This is a genomic window from Duganella sp. 1224 (genome assembly GCF_013408245.1).
Lineage (GTDB): Bacteria > Pseudomonadota > Gammaproteobacteria > Burkholderiales > Burkholderiaceae_D > Rugamonas.
Genome location: NZ_JACBYS010000001.1, coordinates 2,090,057 through 2,105,171, shown reverse-complemented (window position 1 = coordinate 2,105,171; position 15,115 = coordinate 2,090,057). Strand labels below are relative to the sequence as shown.

General features: G+C 69.6%; 11 protein-coding genes. 5 read left to right on the top strand and 6 right to left on the bottom strand.

Annotated elements, in window-relative coordinates; genetic code table 11:
* Positions 1 to 44 precede the first annotated feature (44 nt).
* Positions 45 to 3,767, top strand: a complete 3,723-nt coding sequence (locus tag FHW58_RS09310) for an ATP-binding protein (protein WP_179672742.1) — start codon at positions 45 to 47, stop codon at positions 3,765 to 3,767.
* On the opposite strand, the gene FHW58_RS09305 is transcribed toward FHW58_RS09310, so the two are convergent.
* Both FHW58_RS09305 and FHW58_RS09300 read right to left on the bottom strand, forming a co-directional pair.
* Complete coding sequence (locus tag FHW58_RS09305) at positions 3,764 to 4,726, bottom strand: GlxA family transcriptional regulator (protein WP_179672741.1); 963 nt, start codon at positions 4,724 to 4,726, stop codon at positions 3,764 to 3,766. The genes FHW58_RS09310 and FHW58_RS09305 overlap by 4 nt on opposite strands.
* Complete coding sequence (locus FHW58_RS09300) at positions 4,723 to 5,691, bottom strand: dicarboxylate transporter/tellurite-resistance protein TehA (RefSeq protein ID WP_179672740.1); 969 nt, start codon at positions 5,689 to 5,691, stop codon at positions 4,723 to 4,725. Before FHW58_RS09300 ends, FHW58_RS09305 begins: the two co-directional genes overlap by 4 nt.
* 215 nt (positions 5,692 to 5,906) lie before the next feature.
* Between FHW58_RS09300 and FHW58_RS09295 the strand changes: the two genes are divergently transcribed.
* Positions 5,907 to 7,001 (top strand): alkene reductase, encoded by a 1,095-nt coding sequence (locus FHW58_RS09295; RefSeq protein WP_179672739.1) that lies wholly within the window; start codon positions 5,907 to 5,909, stop codon positions 6,999 to 7,001.
* A 4-nt stretch (positions 7,002 to 7,005) separates the two neighbouring features.
* The gene (locus FHW58_RS09290; protein WP_179672738.1) at positions 7,006 to 7,890 is read left to right on the top strand and encodes a LysR family transcriptional regulator; all 885 of its coding nucleotides are present in this window, start codon (positions 7,006 to 7,008) and stop codon (positions 7,888 to 7,890) included.
* Here FHW58_RS09290 and FHW58_RS09285 read toward each other — a convergent pair.
* From FHW58_RS09285 to FHW58_RS09275, 3 genes are read right to left on the bottom strand one after another with little or no spacing between them, the layout of a single operon-like run.
* Positions 7,879 to 10,119 (bottom strand): molybdopterin cofactor-binding domain-containing protein, encoded by a 2,241-nt coding sequence (locus tag FHW58_RS09285; protein ID WP_179672737.1) that lies wholly within the window; start codon positions 10,117 to 10,119, stop codon positions 7,879 to 7,881. The genes FHW58_RS09290 and FHW58_RS09285 overlap by 12 nt on opposite strands.
* Positions 10,116 to 10,577 (bottom strand): (2Fe-2S)-binding protein, encoded by a 462-nt coding sequence (locus FHW58_RS09280; protein WP_179672736.1) that lies wholly within the window; start codon positions 10,575 to 10,577, stop codon positions 10,116 to 10,118. Before FHW58_RS09280 ends, FHW58_RS09285 begins: the two co-directional genes overlap by 4 nt.
* Positions 10,574 to 11,854, bottom strand: a complete 1,281-nt coding sequence (locus tag FHW58_RS09275) for a c-type cytochrome (protein WP_179672735.1) — start codon at positions 11,852 to 11,854, stop codon at positions 10,574 to 10,576. The genes FHW58_RS09280 and FHW58_RS09275 overlap by 4 nt, the downstream gene beginning before the upstream one ends.
* 163 nt (positions 11,855 to 12,017) lie before the next feature.
* Here FHW58_RS09275 and FHW58_RS27790 point away from each other — a divergent pair, with 163 nt between their 5' ends.
* Entirely contained in the window at positions 12,018 to 13,607 is a 1,590-nt protein-coding gene (locus FHW58_RS27790; protein WP_179672734.1) for a methyl-accepting chemotaxis protein, read from the top strand.
* Positions 13,608 to 13,615: 8 nt separating this feature from the next.
* On the opposite strand, the gene FHW58_RS09265 is transcribed toward FHW58_RS27790, so the two are convergent.
* On the bottom strand, positions 13,616 to 14,362 hold the full coding sequence (locus FHW58_RS09265) for an ABC transporter substrate-binding protein (protein WP_179672733.1): 747 nt from the start codon (positions 14,360 to 14,362) through the stop codon (positions 13,616 to 13,618).
* Positions 14,363 to 14,432: 70 nt separating this feature from the next.
* Here FHW58_RS09265 and FHW58_RS09260 point away from each other — a divergent pair, with 70 nt between their 5' ends.
* Positions 14,433 to 15,089, top strand: coding sequence for a TetR/AcrR family transcriptional regulator (locus FHW58_RS09260; protein ID WP_179672732.1), 657 nt, complete (start codon positions 14,433 to 14,435; stop codon positions 15,087 to 15,089).
* The last annotated feature ends 26 nt before the right edge of the window (positions 15,090 to 15,115 follow it).

The window sequence follows — 15,115 nt, the reverse complement described above, 5'->3', positions numbered from 1 at the left end:
CGCGGCATGATAAGCTCGCAAACATTGTAAATCATGAATGCCCGATGCCCCCCATGTCCACGCCGCCGACCGCAGGCATTCCCCTGTTTCTGAGTGCTCCCGGAGAGCTGGGCGCGCGCATCTGGGCGCACGAGTGGGAGCGCACGCCGCTCGGCCCCATCGCCGGCTGGCCGCATAGCCTGAAGACGGTGATCAACCTGATGCTCAATTCGCCGCAGCCGATGTGGATGGGCTGGGGCGAGCAGGTGACGTTTTTATACAACGACGCCTACATCGATGTGCTCAGCATGGCCAAGCATCCGTGGGCGCTGGGGCGGCCGGCGGCCGAGGTGTGGGCCGAGATCTGGGACATCTGCGGGCCGCTGGCCGACCGCGTGTTCACCCAGGGCGAGTCGACCATGGCCGACAACGTGCGGCTGTTCATGCGGCGCGGCGATTTTCTGGAAGAGACGTTCTACGCCTTTTCGTATAGCCCGGTGCGCGACGAATCGGGCGCGGTGGCGGGCCTGTTCTGCGCCAATCTGGACGTGACCACCCGCTATCTGAACGCGCGCCGCATGCGCACGCTGTCCGACCTGAGCGCGCGCACGTTGCAGGAAAAAACCGTGCAGGGCGCCTGCGCCATCGCGCTGGCCACCATCGCCGACAACCCGGACGACGTGCCGTTCGCGCAGCTCTACCTGGCCGGCGACACTGGCCCGGCGCAGCTGCTGCACGCCACCCATGGCGATATCGACGATGCCGGCGCGTTGTTCGCGGTCGACGCGGTCATCGCCGGCGGCGCGCCGCGGACGGTGGCGCTGGCCACCGGCGCGCCCGCCGGGCTGCCGGTCGGGCTGGCGCAGCAACCGTTGCGCGAGGCGCTGGTGCTGCCGCTGCAGGGCAGCGGCGCGGCCGGCGCGGTGGGCGCCCTGGTGCTGGGCGTGAGTTCGGCGCGCAAGCTGGACGCCGACTACCGCAGCTTCCTGGAACTGATCGCCACCCAGGCCGGCAACGCCATCCGCCAGGCGCGGGCGGCCGAGGACGAGCGCCTGCGCGCCGACAAGCTGGCGGCGCTGGATCAGGCCAAGACGCAGTTCTTCAGCAACGTCAGTCACGAGTTCCGCACGCCGCTGACGCTGTTGCTGGGCCCCGTGCGCGACGCGCTGGAGGACGACGCTGCGCCGCTGCCGCCGGCGCAGCGCGAGCGCCTGCTACTCATGCAGCGCAACGCGCTGCGGCTGCAAAAGCTGGTCAACACGCTGCTGGAGTTCTCGCGCGTGCAGGCCGGCCGCGCGCAGGCCCGCTTTGTGGCGGCGGACCTGGTGACGCTGACCAGCGATCTGGCCAGCAGCTTCCGCTCCGCCATCGAAGGCGCCGGCATGCGGCTGGAGGTCGACTGCCGGCCGCTGGTGGCGCAGGTCTACGTCGATCCGGCCATGTGGGAGAAGATCGTCCTCAACCTGCTGTCCAACGCCTTCAAGTTCACGTTTGAAGGCGAGATCCGCGTGCGCCAGTACATCGCCGGCGACAAGCTGCGGCTGGAGGTGGCCGACACCGGCACCGGCATCGCGCGGGATCAGCTGGCGCATCTGTTCGACCGCTTCCATCGCGTCGAGGGCGCGCGCTCGCGCACCCACGAGGGTTCCGGCATCGGCCTGGCGCTGGTGCACGACCTGGTGGCGCTGCATGGCGGCCAGATCGGCGTCGAGAGCGAGCCGGGACGCGGCAGCCTGTTCCGCGTGACCGTGCCGCTGGGCTGCGCCCACCTGCCGGCGGCGCAGGTGGATGCGGCGCCAGCGGCTGCGCCGCCGCTGTCCGCCGCCGCCGAGGCCTACGTGAGCGAGGCGGAAGGCTGGGTGCAGCAGCAGCCGGCGCCGGCGCCCGACCAGGCCAGCCATGGCCGCCTGCTGGTGGTGGACGACAACGCCGACATGCGCGACTATCTGCAACGGCTGTTGCGCGGGCAGTGGCAGGTGGAGGTCTGCAACAACGGCGTCGAGGCGCTGGCCGCTGTCGCGCGCCATGCGCCGGACCTGATCCTGTCCGACGTGATGATGCCGCAGCTGGACGGCTTTGGCCTGCTGGCCGCGTTGCGCGCGCAACCGGCCACGCGCGACATCCCCTTCATGCTGCTGTCGGCCCGCGCCGGCGAAGAGGCGCGGCTGGAAGGCCTGCAGGCCGGCGCCGACGACTACCTGGTCAAGCCGTTTTCCGCGCGCGAGCTGGCGGCCCGCATCGAGGTGCTGCGGCTGCGCCAGCGCGTGCGCCTGGTAGAGGCGGCGACCACGCGCCGCCTGCAAAGCGTGTTCAGTCAGGCGCCGGTGGCGATCTGCATCCTCAGCGGGCCGGAACACGTGTTCGAGCAGGCCAACGACTATTACCAGCGGATGGTCGGCCCGCGCCCGCTGATCGGGCTGACGATACGCCAGGCCTTCCCGGAGTTGGCGTCGCAGGGCATCTACGAGCTGCTGGACGGCGTGCTGCACAGCGGCCAGCCGTACGTCGGGCGCTCGCTGCAAATATCCCTGCGGCGCGCGCCGGACCAGGAACCGAGCGAGTGCTGGTTCGATTTCGTCTATCAGCCGCTGCTGGACGATGACGACAGGCCGTACGGCGTGGCGGTGGTGGCGTTCGAGGTGACCGAACTGGCCAGCGCCAAGCGCGCGGCGGAGGCGGCCAACCGCGCCAAGGACGAATTCCTCGCCATGCTGGGCCACGAGCTGCGCAATCCGCTGGCGCCCATCGTCACCGCGCTGCAGCTGATGCGCATGCGCGGCGGCGACTTCGCCGTCAAGGAGCGCGCCGTCATCGAGCGCCAGACCAACCATTTGGTGGCGCTGGTGGATGACCTGCTGGACGTGTCGCGCGTGGCCGAAGGGAAGATACAGCTCAGCCGCCAGGTGCTGGAGATGGCGGACGTGATCGCGCGCGCCATCGAAACCGCCAGTCCGCTGATCGAGCAAAAGCGCCATGTGCTGACGCTGGAGGTGCCGTCCTCCGGGCTGGCGGTGCAGGCCGACCCGGTGCGCTGCGCCCAGGTGCTGGCCAACCTGCTGACCAACGCCGCCAAGTACACGGAGGCGGGCGGCCGCCTGTCGGTGACGGCGCGGCGCGACGGCGGCGAGGTGGTGGTGGAGGTGCGCGACAATGGCATCGGCATCGCGCCGGAGATGATCGGCGTGGTGTTCGACCGCTTCACGCAGGCGCGCCAGGCGCTGAGCCGCTCGCAGGGCGGGCTGGGACTGGGGCTGGCGATCGCGCGCAGCATGATGGCGCTGCACGGCGGCAGCGTGGCGGCGGCCAGCGACGGTCCGGGATGCGGCAGCACGTTCACGGTGCGCATGCCGGCCTGGCAGGGACAGGAGCTGGCTGGCGTGCCCGCCGGCGCGGCGGCTGCCGCCGTGGCCGTGCCGCCGGGCGGGCTGGCGATACTGGTGGTGGACGACAACGAGGACGCGGCGCGGGCGCTGGGCGAGGGCCTGGAGCTGCTGGGCCACACCGTCAAGGTGGTGTACAGCGCGCCGGCGGCGCTGGCGGAGGCGCCGCGCTTCCGTCCGCAGGTCGGCCTGCTGGACATCGGCTTGCCCGGCATGGACGGCTATGAGCTGGCGCTGCGCCTGCGCGAGCAGCCCGGCGCCGGCGCGCTGCGGCTGTTCGCCGTCACCGGCTATGGCCAGGACGCGGACCGGCAGAAGGCCCATGATGCCGGTTTCGAGCGCCATCTGACCAAGCCGCTGGACCTGGCCCGCCTGGATGAGCTGCTGCAGGGCGCGCGCGTGGCCTAGCCGCCGACGCGGAAGCTGTCGCGGTACTGGTTGGGCGTCACGCCGAAGCGCTGGGCAAACACCAGCCGCATGCGCGCCGGGCTGCCGAAGCCGCAGCGGTAGGCGATGGTCTTCAGCGCCAGTTCGCTGCCCTCCAGCAGATTGCGCGCCGCGTCCACGCGGGCGCGCTGGACGAATTCCGCCGGCGTCACGCCCATCTCCCTGACGAACTGGCGCGCAAAGCTGCGCGTGCTCATGCCGGCCACGCCGGCCAGCTGGTCGACCGACAGCGGCTGCGCCAGGTGGTCCATCACGTGGCGCTGGATCACGGTGGCCAGGGTGTCCGGCGCCGCCGCCTCCGACAAATAGGGACTGAATTGCGACTGGCCGCCCTGGCGCTGCGCCAGCACCAGCAGCCGCTTGGCCACCGCCAGCGCGACCGCCTGGCCATGGTCTTCCGCCACCAGCGCCAGCGCCAGGTCGATGCCGGCGGTGACGCCGGCCGAGGTGACCAGCCCGCCGTCGCGCACGTGGATGCGGTCACGCTCGACCCGCGCCAGCGGGAACTCCGCCGCCAGGCGGGCGGCGTCGCTCCAGTGCGTGGTGGCGCGCCTGCCGTCCAGCAGGCCGGCGCGCCCCAGCAGGTAGGCGCCGGTGCAGATCGAGCCGTAGCGCGGCACGCTCTGCGCCACCGCGCGCAGCCACGCGGACAGCCTGGCGTCGTCCTGCTGCCGCCACAGCTGCGGCCCGCCGGCCACCAGCACGATGTCGTAGCCGGTGCCGGCGGCGTCGAGCGCCAGGTCGGCGCCGAGCAGCTGGCCGTTGGAGGCGCGGATCGGCGCGGCGCTGGTGCCGATGGTGACCAGCTGATAGTGCAGCTGCGGCGGCAGGAAGGCGTTGGCCTCGGCGAAAACATCCATCGGCCCCGAGACGTCCAGCGACTGCACGCCGGGGAACAGCACCAGCGCCAGCGTTTTCACGATGGACGCCCCACCACCGGCGCGGCCGGGAAGTAGCTGCCGCGCGCCAGCAGGCGCAGCGAGCCCCACGCCACGTACAGCACCAGCAGCAGGGTGGCGGCGAACACCGCGGCGGCCAGGCTTTCCAGCAGCGCGCTGTCATGGTGCCCGGCCATCAGCATCAGGCCCTGGCCCAGCGTGGCGAGGCCGAAGGTGTAGGCCCAGTAGCCCGGTGCGAAATCCTGTTGTCCGAGCCACGGCATGGCCAGCGCCAGGCCGGCGAACACGAACAGCGCGTAGCCGGCCAGGATGCAGGCGATGGCGGCGTTGACGCCGGCGCCGGCCAGCACCTGGTAGGCCACCAGCGCAACCACCGGCGGCGCGCTGTAGATGCCCATGAAGTTGCGCGTCTTGTCGGCCAGGCCGCCGGTCATCAGCTGGTGGGTGATGGCGGAATCGAGTATCAGCCACGAGATGCCGCCGGCGCCGAACAGCATCCAGCCATAATCGGTATAGCCGAAGATGCCGGCGGCGAGGGCGTTCACCAGCACGCTGGCAGTGTAGGGCAGGTACAGCGGCGGCACGATCTGCGCGGCCTCGCGCTGGCGGCTCCAGTGCGCCGCCAGGCGCCAGGCGCCATAGGCCAGGTTGGCGGCGGAGCCGATCCAGAACAGCGGCCTGGCGCTGTCCGCCGCGTACGGCTGCAGCGCCAGCGCCACCAGGATCAGCGATTCCGGTATCAGCGCCAGGAACGACGACTGCACCGGGTCGCGTACTTCGGAGACGGCGGCGGCGCGGTGCGCCAGCCATTTGTGCGCGTACAGCGCGCCAAACAGCAGGAAGGACAGCACGGCCAGCGCTTGCAGCGCTTCGCCGGCCAGCGGCGGCAGCGCCCACAGGTGGTGGGCGAAGCGCCAGGCGTTGCCGGTTTCGGCCAGCCCCAGGGTCAGGGCGAAAAAGGAGGCGGGGAGCAGTCTGGTTTTCATGATAGTGGCGGTAAGTGATCGATGAGACGATTTTAGGCGCCCCTGGCGGCGGCATAAATCGGTCTGAAGGATCGAATCCTGCCAATGTAGCACCAAATCCGGCCTTCGCCCGGTCTTTGCGCAGGACGCAAAAGTGTTGATGAGCCGCGTCGTCTTATCGCCGGCCGGCGGCGGCGATACAGTGGCGTCATCTACCACTCACCGGAGTCACTAAAATGAACCAGCTGCTGCAACCCATCCAGATCGGCGACCTGACCTTCACCAACCGCATCGCCATGGCGCCGATCACGCGCGCCCGCGCCGGCGCGGACGGCGTGCCGGTCGCGCTCAACGCCGAATACTACGCGCAGCGCGCCACGGCGGGCCTGATCATCACCGAGGCCACCAACGTCTCGCCCCATTCCGCCGCCTTCGAACTGGCGCCGGCCATCTACAACGACGCCCAGGTGGCCGGTTGGCGCCGCGTGACGGAACAGGTGCATGCCGCCGGCGGCAAGATGTTCATGCAGCTGTGGCACAGTGGCCGCGTCAGCTCGTATGCGCTGCTGAAGGGCGCCGAGCCGCTGTCGCCATCGGGCTATAACGACGATCTGGGCCTGCTGCAGGTGTACGGCGCGCTGCGCAACGGCTACTACACCCGCATCTACGCGTCGCCGTCGCGCGCCATGAGCAACGCGGAAGTGTACGCCGCCATCGAGGAGTTTCGCGTCGGCGCGGAAAACGCGAAGCGCGCGGGCCTGGATGGGGTGGAGATCCACGCGGCCAACGGCTATCTGCCACAACAGTTCCTGTCGCCGGTGGTCAATCGCCGCGACGACGAATTCGGCGGCAGCGTGGAGAACCGCGCGCGCTTCCTGCGGCTGGTGATCGAGGCGGTGCTGACGGTGTTCCCGAAAGAGCGGATCGGCGTGCGCATTTCGCCGTACGCGGCGTATAACAACGCCACCGATCCCGACGTCGCGGCAACGTACAGCTACGTGGCGCGCATGCTGGATGGCTACGGCATCGGTTATATCCACGGCGCCGACACCAACGCCTGGGGCGGCGTGCCGGACATGCCGAAGATCCTGGACCTGGTCCGCACCAACTACCACGGCGTGTTGATCGCCAACGCCGGCCTGACGCCGGAAGACGCGCGCCAGCTGGTGCAGCAGGGCCGGGCCGACATGGTGGCGTTTGGCCGCCAGTATGTGTCCAATCCCGACCTGGTGGCGCGCATCGCCGCCGGCGGCCCGTACGCGCAGCCGGACCCGTTCTCCTTCTACGGCGGCACGGAGCGCGGCTACACCGACTATCCGGCGCTGGGCTGATGCCATGAACCGGTGGCAGGCGATGGAAACGCTGGTCAGCGTGGTGGAGGCAGGCTCGTTCTCGGGCGCGGCCCGCCTGCTCAACGTCGGCCAGCCCAGCGTGTCCAAGGTGGTGGCCCAGCTGGAGGCCGATCTGGGCGTGCAGCTGCTGCTGCGCTCCAATCGCGGGCTGACGCCGACCGAGTCGGGGTTGGCCTATTACCGCGGCGCGCGGCGCGCGCTGGATGCCGCCGCCGAGGCGGACAACAGCGCGCGCGGCGCCAGCGCCGGCATGGACGGCAAGCTGGTGGTGTCGGCGCCGGTGACCTTCGCCCGGCTGCACGTGATGCCGCATCTGCAGCGCTTTCTCGACCAGCATCCGCAACTGTCGCTGGACGTGGTGCTGGACGACCGCAACATCGACTTGCTGGAAGGCGGCGTCGATGTGGCGCTGCGCCTGGGGGCGTTGAGCGACTCCGCCATGACCGCGCGCCGCATCGGCCGCAGTCCGCGCGCGGTGCTGGCCACGCCCGCCTATCTGCAGCGCCACGGCACGCCAGCGCATCCGTCCGACCTGGGGCGGCACCGGGCGATCGTCTACAACCGCGCCGGCAGCGGCACCGCCTGCCTGTTCCAGTGCGGCGAGATGCAGGAAGAGGTGGCGCTCAATGGCCGCCTGCGGGTGTCGGCGGCCGAGGGCGTGCGCTCGGCGGTGCTGGCGCACATGGGCATCGCGGTCGCCTCGGAATGGATGTTCGGTCCCGAGCTGGCCAGCGGCGAGGTGCAGCGCGTGCTGCCCGGGTGGACGCTGCCGGCGATGGACCTGTGGGCCGTATTCCCTTCCGGCCGCAAGGCCAGCGCCAAGGCGCGGGCGTTTGCGGCCTTTGTCGAAGGCCTGCTAGCGCATTAATTGCGGTCCGGCCAGCGGCAGGTCGAACCAGCGCTTGCCGGTGGCGTCGGCCAGCGCGTTGCCCAATGCGCCGGCCATCGGCCCCTGCGCCGCCTCGGCCACACCGAGGAAGGGCGCGCCGGGGCGATCAATCAGGATCACGTCCACCTTTTGCGGCACGTTCGAATAGCGCATGATCGGATAGCTGGCCCAGTCCACGCTGGTGATGCCGTCCGGCGTGAACTGCAGCTGTTCGTACAGCGTCCAGCTGGATGACTGCAGGATGCCGCCTTCGATCTGGTTGCGGATGCCGTCCGGGCTGACGCCCTGGCCGCAATCCACCGCCGCCGTCACGCGCACGATATGCACCGCGCCGGTGCTGCGCTCGACGCGGATCTCCACCGCCAGCGCCACGTAGGCCATGATGTTCTTGTACTGGCCGAAGGCGAAGCCGAAGCCGTGGTCGCGGCGGCGCTTGCGCTGGCTCCAGCCGAACTGGCTGGCGGCGCGTTCGATCACCTCGCGCCCGCGCGGATCGTCCAGGTGCCGCAGGCGGAACGCCACCGGGTCCACCTGCGCGGCCGCCGCCAGTTCGTCCATCATGCCTTCGATGGCGAACAGGTTGATGTGCGCGCCCAGCGAACGCATGGCCGATGTGCGCAGCGGCGTCACCGGCAGGAAGTGGTTGACGACTTTCGCCTTGGGCAGCGTGTACAGCGGGATGGCGTTGCGGTCGCCGCCGCCCTCCGGCATCGGCATCGGCTGCGACGGGCTGGGAATGAATGGCTTGGCCAGCAGTTGTGCCGGTATCAGCTTGCCGGCGTTGCCGGGACGTTCGTTGTGCGAGCCGCTCCACAATTCATACTGCCAGTCGCAGATTTTGCCGTCGGCGTCGAGCGATGCCGCCAGCTGGGTGCTCATCGCCGGCGCGTAGGGTTCCCACTGGTTTTCCTGGTCGCGCATCAGTTGCACCCGCACCGGACGGCCCGGCATGGCGCGCGCCAGCAGGGCGGCGTCGGCCGCCACGTCGTCGGCGCCGTTCTGGCCATAGCAGCCGGCGCTTTCCGTGTGCACGCAGCGCACCTCGTCCAGTTTCATCGACAGCATTTCCGCCAGCGCGGCGCGCAGCGGGTAGACCCCTTGCGTGTGGGTCCACACCGTCATCTTCCCTTGCTCCAGCAAGGCCACCGAGCATGAAGGGCCGATCGAGCCATGCAGCACGTACTGCTTGGTGTAGCGGCGCTTGAGCGTCAGCGCGGCGGCCGGCGCCGGACCGCGGCGGTCGTCGATGACGATGTCCTGCGACGGCAGGGCGCGCAGCGTGGCGTGGATGTTGGCCGGCGCCGGCAGCGCCGGGCCATGCTGCCATCTGGCGCTGGCGTACAGCGCGCGCATGGCTTGCACCGCCTGCCATTCGTCGCCGGCGATGACGGCCAGGTAGTTGCCGTCCACGTGGACTTTCAGCACGCCGGGCATGCGCGCCACGCCGGCGGTGTCCGCCGACAGCAGGCGCGCGCCGTAGGCAGGCGGACGGACCACGCGCGCGTGCACCATGCCGGGCATGCGCATGTCCTGCACGTAGGCGGCGCCGCCGGTCAGCTTGGCGGGTATGTCCACGCGCGGCAGCGAATGCCCGATCAGCGTGTAGTCGTTGACGTTCTTGAGCGGCGACTTGACCTGCGCGGCGCGGTGCAGGTCGACGCCGCGCACCGCCTCGCCGTAATGCATGGCGCGGCCGTCCGGCGCGGTGACCTTGCCGTCGGCCGTCTTGAGGGTGGCGGCATCAAGCTTCCATTGCGCGGCGGCGCCCTGCACCAGCAGCGCGCGCACCTGGGCGGCGGCGTTGAGCAGGGCGGTGCCGCTGTCGGCCATGGTGTGACTGCCGGCGGTGAAGCCTTCGTTCGGCGTCAGGCTGGTGTCGCCGGTGATGAAGTGGACGGCGGCGGGCGCCACGTCCAGCTGTTCGGCGGCCACCTGCAGCAGCGCGGTGCGCACGCCGGTGCCCAGTTCCACCTTGCCGGTGCAAACCGTGACCTTGCCGTCCGCCGCGATCCGGATCCAGGCGTCCAGCATCGGCGTGCGCTGCAGGCTGCCGGCCAGGTCCTTGTTGGCGATGGGCGGCACGCCCATGCCGTTGAATTCCGCCAGCGCGCGGCGCGGCAGCAGCGTAAAGCCCAGCACCAGCGCGCCGGCGCTGAGCATGGCGCGGCGGCGGCTGTCGATGGGCGCTTGGGTGATGTCCTTGCTCATGCCTTGGCTCCTTCCGCCACTTCCTTGATGGCGGCAATGATACGCATGTGGGTGCCGCAACGGCAAAGGTTGGGCTCCATGTGCTGGCGGATCTGCGCTTCGGTGGGGCGCGGATGCTGCTCCAGCAGCGACTGCGCGCGCATCACCATGCCGGCGATGCAATAGCCGCATTGCGCCGCCTGGTGCTTGATGAACGAGGCTTGCAGCTTGCCCGGCTTGTCGGCGCTGCCCAGGCCCTCGATGGTGCGCACCTGCCGGCCCTCGCAGGCGGACACCGGCGTGATGCAGCCGAACACCGGCTGGCCGTCCAGCAGCACGGTGCAGGCGCCGCACTGGCCCATGCCACAGCCGAACTTGGCGCCGCTCAGTTCCAGCTGGTTGCGCAGCGCGTACAGCAGCGGCGTGGCGGGATCGATGTTCAGCGTGTGGCGGACACCGTTGACGATCAGGGTACTCATTGTTGGTTCTCCTTGCGGATTTTGTTGACGCGCCGTTCGACTTCCGGCCAGGCTGGCCGTTTGCCGATGTCGGCGCGCACGTAGGCGGCGATGCTGGCGATCTGCTGGTCGGTCAGCGCTGCGGCGAAGGGCGGCATGAAGGTGCTCTGGCCGGTGTGGCTCCAGGGGATGCCGTTCAGGACCACCTGGATCAGGTTGTCCGGGCGCTCGCCGGTGACGGCGCTGCTCAGGGCCAGCGAGGGACGGCCACGGGTGCTCATCATCGGCGCCTCGGCGCTGTGGCAGCCGGCGCAAGCGCCCGCGAACAGGGCGGCGCCTTGCTGCACCATGGCGCTGGCCGGCGCCGGTGCCGGTGCGGATGTCGTTACCGTTGCCGTTGCAGGTGCGGCCGGCTTTTGCAGCGACATGATGTAGGTGGCGATGGCGTTGGTGTCCGCCTCCGGCACTTGCGACAGGCTGTGCGCCACGGGGCCCATCGGCCCGGCGGCGGCGCCGTGTTCCGGCGACCAGCCATGGCGCAGGTAGAGCGCCAACTGCTCGCGGTTCCATGGTTTCGGCGTTTGCAGCAGCGCGGTCAGCGCCGGCGCGTCCCAGCCGTCGATGTTGCCGCCGCTGAAGGCCGGGCTGCGTTCGCCGCCGATCGGATCCAGCGTGCTGTGGCAGGAGGCGCAGTGGCCGGCGCCGTCCACCAGGTAGCGGCCGCGGTTCCATTCGGCGCTCTGGCGCGGGTCGTCCGCCACCGGGCCAGGATGCAGGTACAGCAGGTTCCAGCCGGCCAGCAGGGGACGGAAGCGCAGCGGCAGCAGCAGGTCGTTGTCCGGCGCGCGCGCCACCACCGGGGTGCGCGTCATCAGGTAGGCGTAGGCGTCCGTGATGTCGGCGCTGGACATGCGCGTGTAGTGAATGTAGGGGAAGGCCGGATAGAGCAGGTGGCCGTCGCGCGACACGCCATGCCGCAGCGCGCGCGTGAATGCGGCCAGCGACCAGTTGCCGATGCCGGTCGCCGCATCCGGCGTGATGTTGGTGGTGTAGATGGTGCCGAATGGCGTACGCAGCGGCAGCCCGCCGGCGTAAGGCGCGCCGCCGGCGGCGGTGTGGCACACCATGCAGTCGCCCTGCGCCACCACCCGCGCGCCGCGCGCCACGCTGGCGCTGTCGAAGTCATTCGGCGCCGGCGGCTGAATGGGGGCGATGGCCGGCTGGATGACCCACGCGGCGGCGGCCGCCGCGCCTGCTACCAGCACACCGGCAATCCAGACCCAGTATTTTGTTTTCATGCGTGCTCCTTTTGGCTTGTGCAATCACTTTGCCATCGCCGCCGGCGCTTGGTAACCCACCAAATGGCATGCCCTATATTCCGATATGGCATGGCCATAATGATTGTAAATAATCGGTCGATCAATTAAAGTTGGTTGCCTGAATTCGCCAACGGAGACCCTCATGCGCAAGCTGACTTTTAGACAGAAACTGTGGCTGCCGGTCATCTGCAGCCTGTTATGCCTGACCGGCGTGGCGGTGGCAGACGCCCTGCAGTTGCGCACCATCCGCTTCGAAGAACGGCAGCAGGCGCTGACCGACATGAACGACGCGGCGCTGAACGTGGTGCGGCGCTATGCGGCGGAAGCCGGCAGCGGCAAGACCACCCTGGCCGACGCCCAGCGGCGCGCCATGGTCACGCTGGACAGCATGCGTTACGCCGGCGACAGCTATGTGTCGCTGATCGGCACCGATGGCACGGTGCTGCAAAATCCCGGCAATCCCGCCGCCAACGGCAAGAACATGCTGGACTTCCGCGATGCCGACGGCGTTTACATCTTCCGCGAGTTCGCGCGCATCGCCGGCACCGCGCAGGGTAGCGGCTTCGTGCACTTCCTGTGGCAGCGGCCCGGCCAGCGGGACGCCACGCCCAAGCTGGCGCGCATCAGCACCTACCAGCCATGGGGCTGGGTGTTTCTGACCGGCGTCTACACCGACGACATCGAGGCCGACTTCCACCGTTCGCTGCTGACTTCCGCGCTGGGATTGCTGGCGGCGGGAACGGTGCTGCTGCTGGTGTCGGGCGCCATCAACCGCAGTCTGAGCCGCGTGTTGGGCGGCGCGCCGGAATACGCGGTGGCGGTGGCCAACCGCATCGCCGCCAATGACCTTAGCGCGCCGGTGGCGTTGCGGGCCGGCGACGACAGCAGCCTGCTGCACGCCATGGACACCATGCAGCGTAATCTGGCGGATACCATCGGCGAGATACGCGGCAGCGCGCAGACCATCGCCACCGCCTCGACCCAGATCGCCAGCGGCAACCTGGATCTGTCTGCGCGCACCGAAACGCAGGCCAGTTCGCTGGAGGAGACGGCGGCGTCGATGGAGCAACTGACCGTCGCCGTGCGCCACAACGCCGAGAGCGCGCAGCAGGCCAATCAGCTGGTGCAGGCCACGGCGCAGGTGGCGCAGCAGGGCGGGGAGGTGATCGGCCGCGTGATCCGCACCATGGATGACATCAACAGCGCTTCCGGCCGCGTGGCGGACATCATCGGCGTCATCGACGGCATCGCCTTCCAGACCAACATCCTGGCGCTGAACGCGGCGGTGGAGGCGGCGCGCGCCGGCGATCAGGGACGCGGCTTTGCCGTGGTGGCCGGCGAGGTGCGCAATCTGGCGCAGCGCAGCGCCAGCGCCGCGCGCGAGGTCAAGCAGTTGATCGACCACTCGGTGGCCAGCATCGCCGCCGGCCAGTCGCTGGTGGCGCAGGCCGGCAGCACCATGGACCAGGTGGTGGACAGCGTGTCACGCGTGACGCACATCATGGCCGCCATCAGCGACGCCTCGCGCGAGCAAAGCACCGGCATCGGCCACGTCAACCAGGCCATTACCGAGATGGACGCCGTCACGCAGCAGAACGCCGCGCTGGTGGAGCAGGCCGCGGCGGCGGCCGGCAGCATGCAGGACCAGGCCAGTCACCTGACCCAGTGCGTGGACCTGTTCCACCTGGCGCCGGCCGGCGCGCCGCGCCGGCGGCCGTTGCTGCTGAGCTGAGTACGGGCCTAGTCGGGCAGATGCCGGTATTGCGCAAGCAATGCCGGTATTTGCTTTTCGCGCAGCAGTTGCGCACAGGCCTGGCGCAGGCTGGCCGCCAGTGTCGGCGTGGCGGCATGCGGCGCCAGGTACAGCACGATGTCGGCCTGGCCGGCCACCAGCAACGGACCAAAGTCGTCCTGCCGCAGCGCGAGATGGCGGATGGCGAAGTCCGTGGTGGCGCGCACACCGGCGATCGCGTCCAGCCGTCCCTGGCGCAGCATGCGCAGGCCTTGTTCGTAGCTGTTGATTTCGTAGCGCTGCAGGCAGGAGAGCACGCGCAGCGCGGAGGAAAAGCTGGCGCTGCGCAGCAGGCCCACCTTGCGACCGCACAGATCGTCCAGCCGGGCGTAGCCCGCGCCGGGCCGGCCAAGCAGGATGATGTCCTCGGTCCCCAGCGAGGCGAGGGGCGGCGGCAGGTCGTGCCGGGTGCTGGCGTCGATGGCCATCATCAGGTCGGCGCCGCCGCTGGTCAGCATGGCGACCGCGCGCGCATAGGGCACGGCCCGCGGCACGATGGGCCGCCCGGTCAGCGACGACAGCTGGCGCGCCAGATCGATGGCCACGCCGCGCAGGCGGCCGGCGGCGTCGTGGCCGGCCCACGGCATCTGGTCGATCACCACCAGCGTCAACGGAGCGTCATGCGCGGCGCTGGGGAGGACGGGCAGGCCGGCCAGCAGCGCGGCGCGGAGAAGATGACGGCGGTTGCGGTTCATGGCGGTCCCCGGGGATGAGCATTCAGTATAGGTGATCGACCGATAAATTAAAAGCGACTATACTCGCCGTATGATTTCCAAAGCACCCAAGAAACCGCTGGTCCGGCGCCTGTCGCCGGAGGAGCGCGAGCAGCAGATCGTCGCCAAGGCCATTGGCTATTTTGCCACGCACGGCTTTTCCGGCGGCACCCGCGAACTGGCCCGCGAGCTCGGCATCACGCAGCCACTGTTATACCGTTATTTTCCCAGCAAGGACGCGCTGGTGGACCGCGTGTTCCAGGTGATCTACCTGTCGCGCTGGAATCCGGAGTGGGACGCCCTGCTGCGCGATCGCGGCCGGCCGCTGGCCCGGCGGCTGCACCTGTTTTACAGGCAGTATGCCAACATGATCCTGCAAAGCGACTGGATCCGCATCTTCATTTTTGCCGGGTTGACGCGCCAGGGCATCAATGATCGCTACCTGGCCGACCTGCGCGCGCGGGTGTTCGACGTGGTGCTGGCCGAGCTGCGCTTCGCGCACGGCGTGGCCGATCCAACGCCGCAACAGTACGAGGATGAAATCGAATTCATCTGGGGCCTGCACGCCGCCATTTTCTACGTCGGCGTGCGCAAATGGGTCTACGGGCTGCCGGTGCCGGAGGACCTGGACCGCCTGGTGGCGCAGAAGCTGGACGTGTTCCTGGCCAGCGCGCCGGGGACGCTCAGAAACTTGCGAAAGGCAACCTAAACCTTGGTATGAGTTTGCATACGAAG

Excerpts from the sequence above, each read along its gene's own strand:
- FHW58_RS09310 (WP_179672742.1), top strand. The coding sequence starts at position 45 with ATGCCCCCCATGTCCACGCCGCCGACCGCAGGCATTCCCCTGTTTCTG.
- FHW58_RS09300 (WP_179672740.1), bottom strand. The coding sequence starts at position 5,691 with ATGAAAACCAGACTGCTCCCCGCCTCCTTTTTCGCCCTGACCCTGGGG.
- FHW58_RS09295 (WP_179672739.1), top strand. The coding sequence starts at position 5,907 with ATGAACCAGCTGCTGCAACCCATCCAGATCGGCGACCTGACCTTCACC.
- FHW58_RS09290 (WP_179672738.1), top strand. The coding sequence starts at position 7,006 with ATGAACCGGTGGCAGGCGATGGAAACGCTGGTCAGCGTGGTGGAGGCA.
- FHW58_RS09285 (WP_179672737.1), bottom strand. The coding sequence starts at position 10,119 with ATGAGCAAGGACATCACCCAAGCGCCCATCGACAGCCGCCGCCGCGCC.
- FHW58_RS09280 (WP_179672736.1), bottom strand. The coding sequence starts at position 10,577 with ATGAGTACCCTGATCGTCAACGGTGTCCGCCACACGCTGAACATCGAT.
- FHW58_RS09275 (WP_179672735.1), bottom strand. The coding sequence starts at position 11,854 with ATGAAAACAAAATACTGGGTCTGGATTGCCGGTGTGCTGGTAGCAGGC.
- FHW58_RS27790 (WP_179672734.1), top strand. The coding sequence starts at position 12,018 with ATGCGCAAGCTGACTTTTAGACAGAAACTGTGGCTGCCGGTCATCTGC.
- FHW58_RS09265 (WP_179672733.1), bottom strand. The coding sequence starts at position 14,362 with ATGAACCGCAACCGCCGTCATCTTCTCCGCGCCGCGCTGCTGGCCGGC.
- FHW58_RS09260 (WP_179672732.1), top strand. The coding sequence starts at position 14,433 with ATGATTTCCAAAGCACCCAAGAAACCGCTGGTCCGGCGCCTGTCGCCG.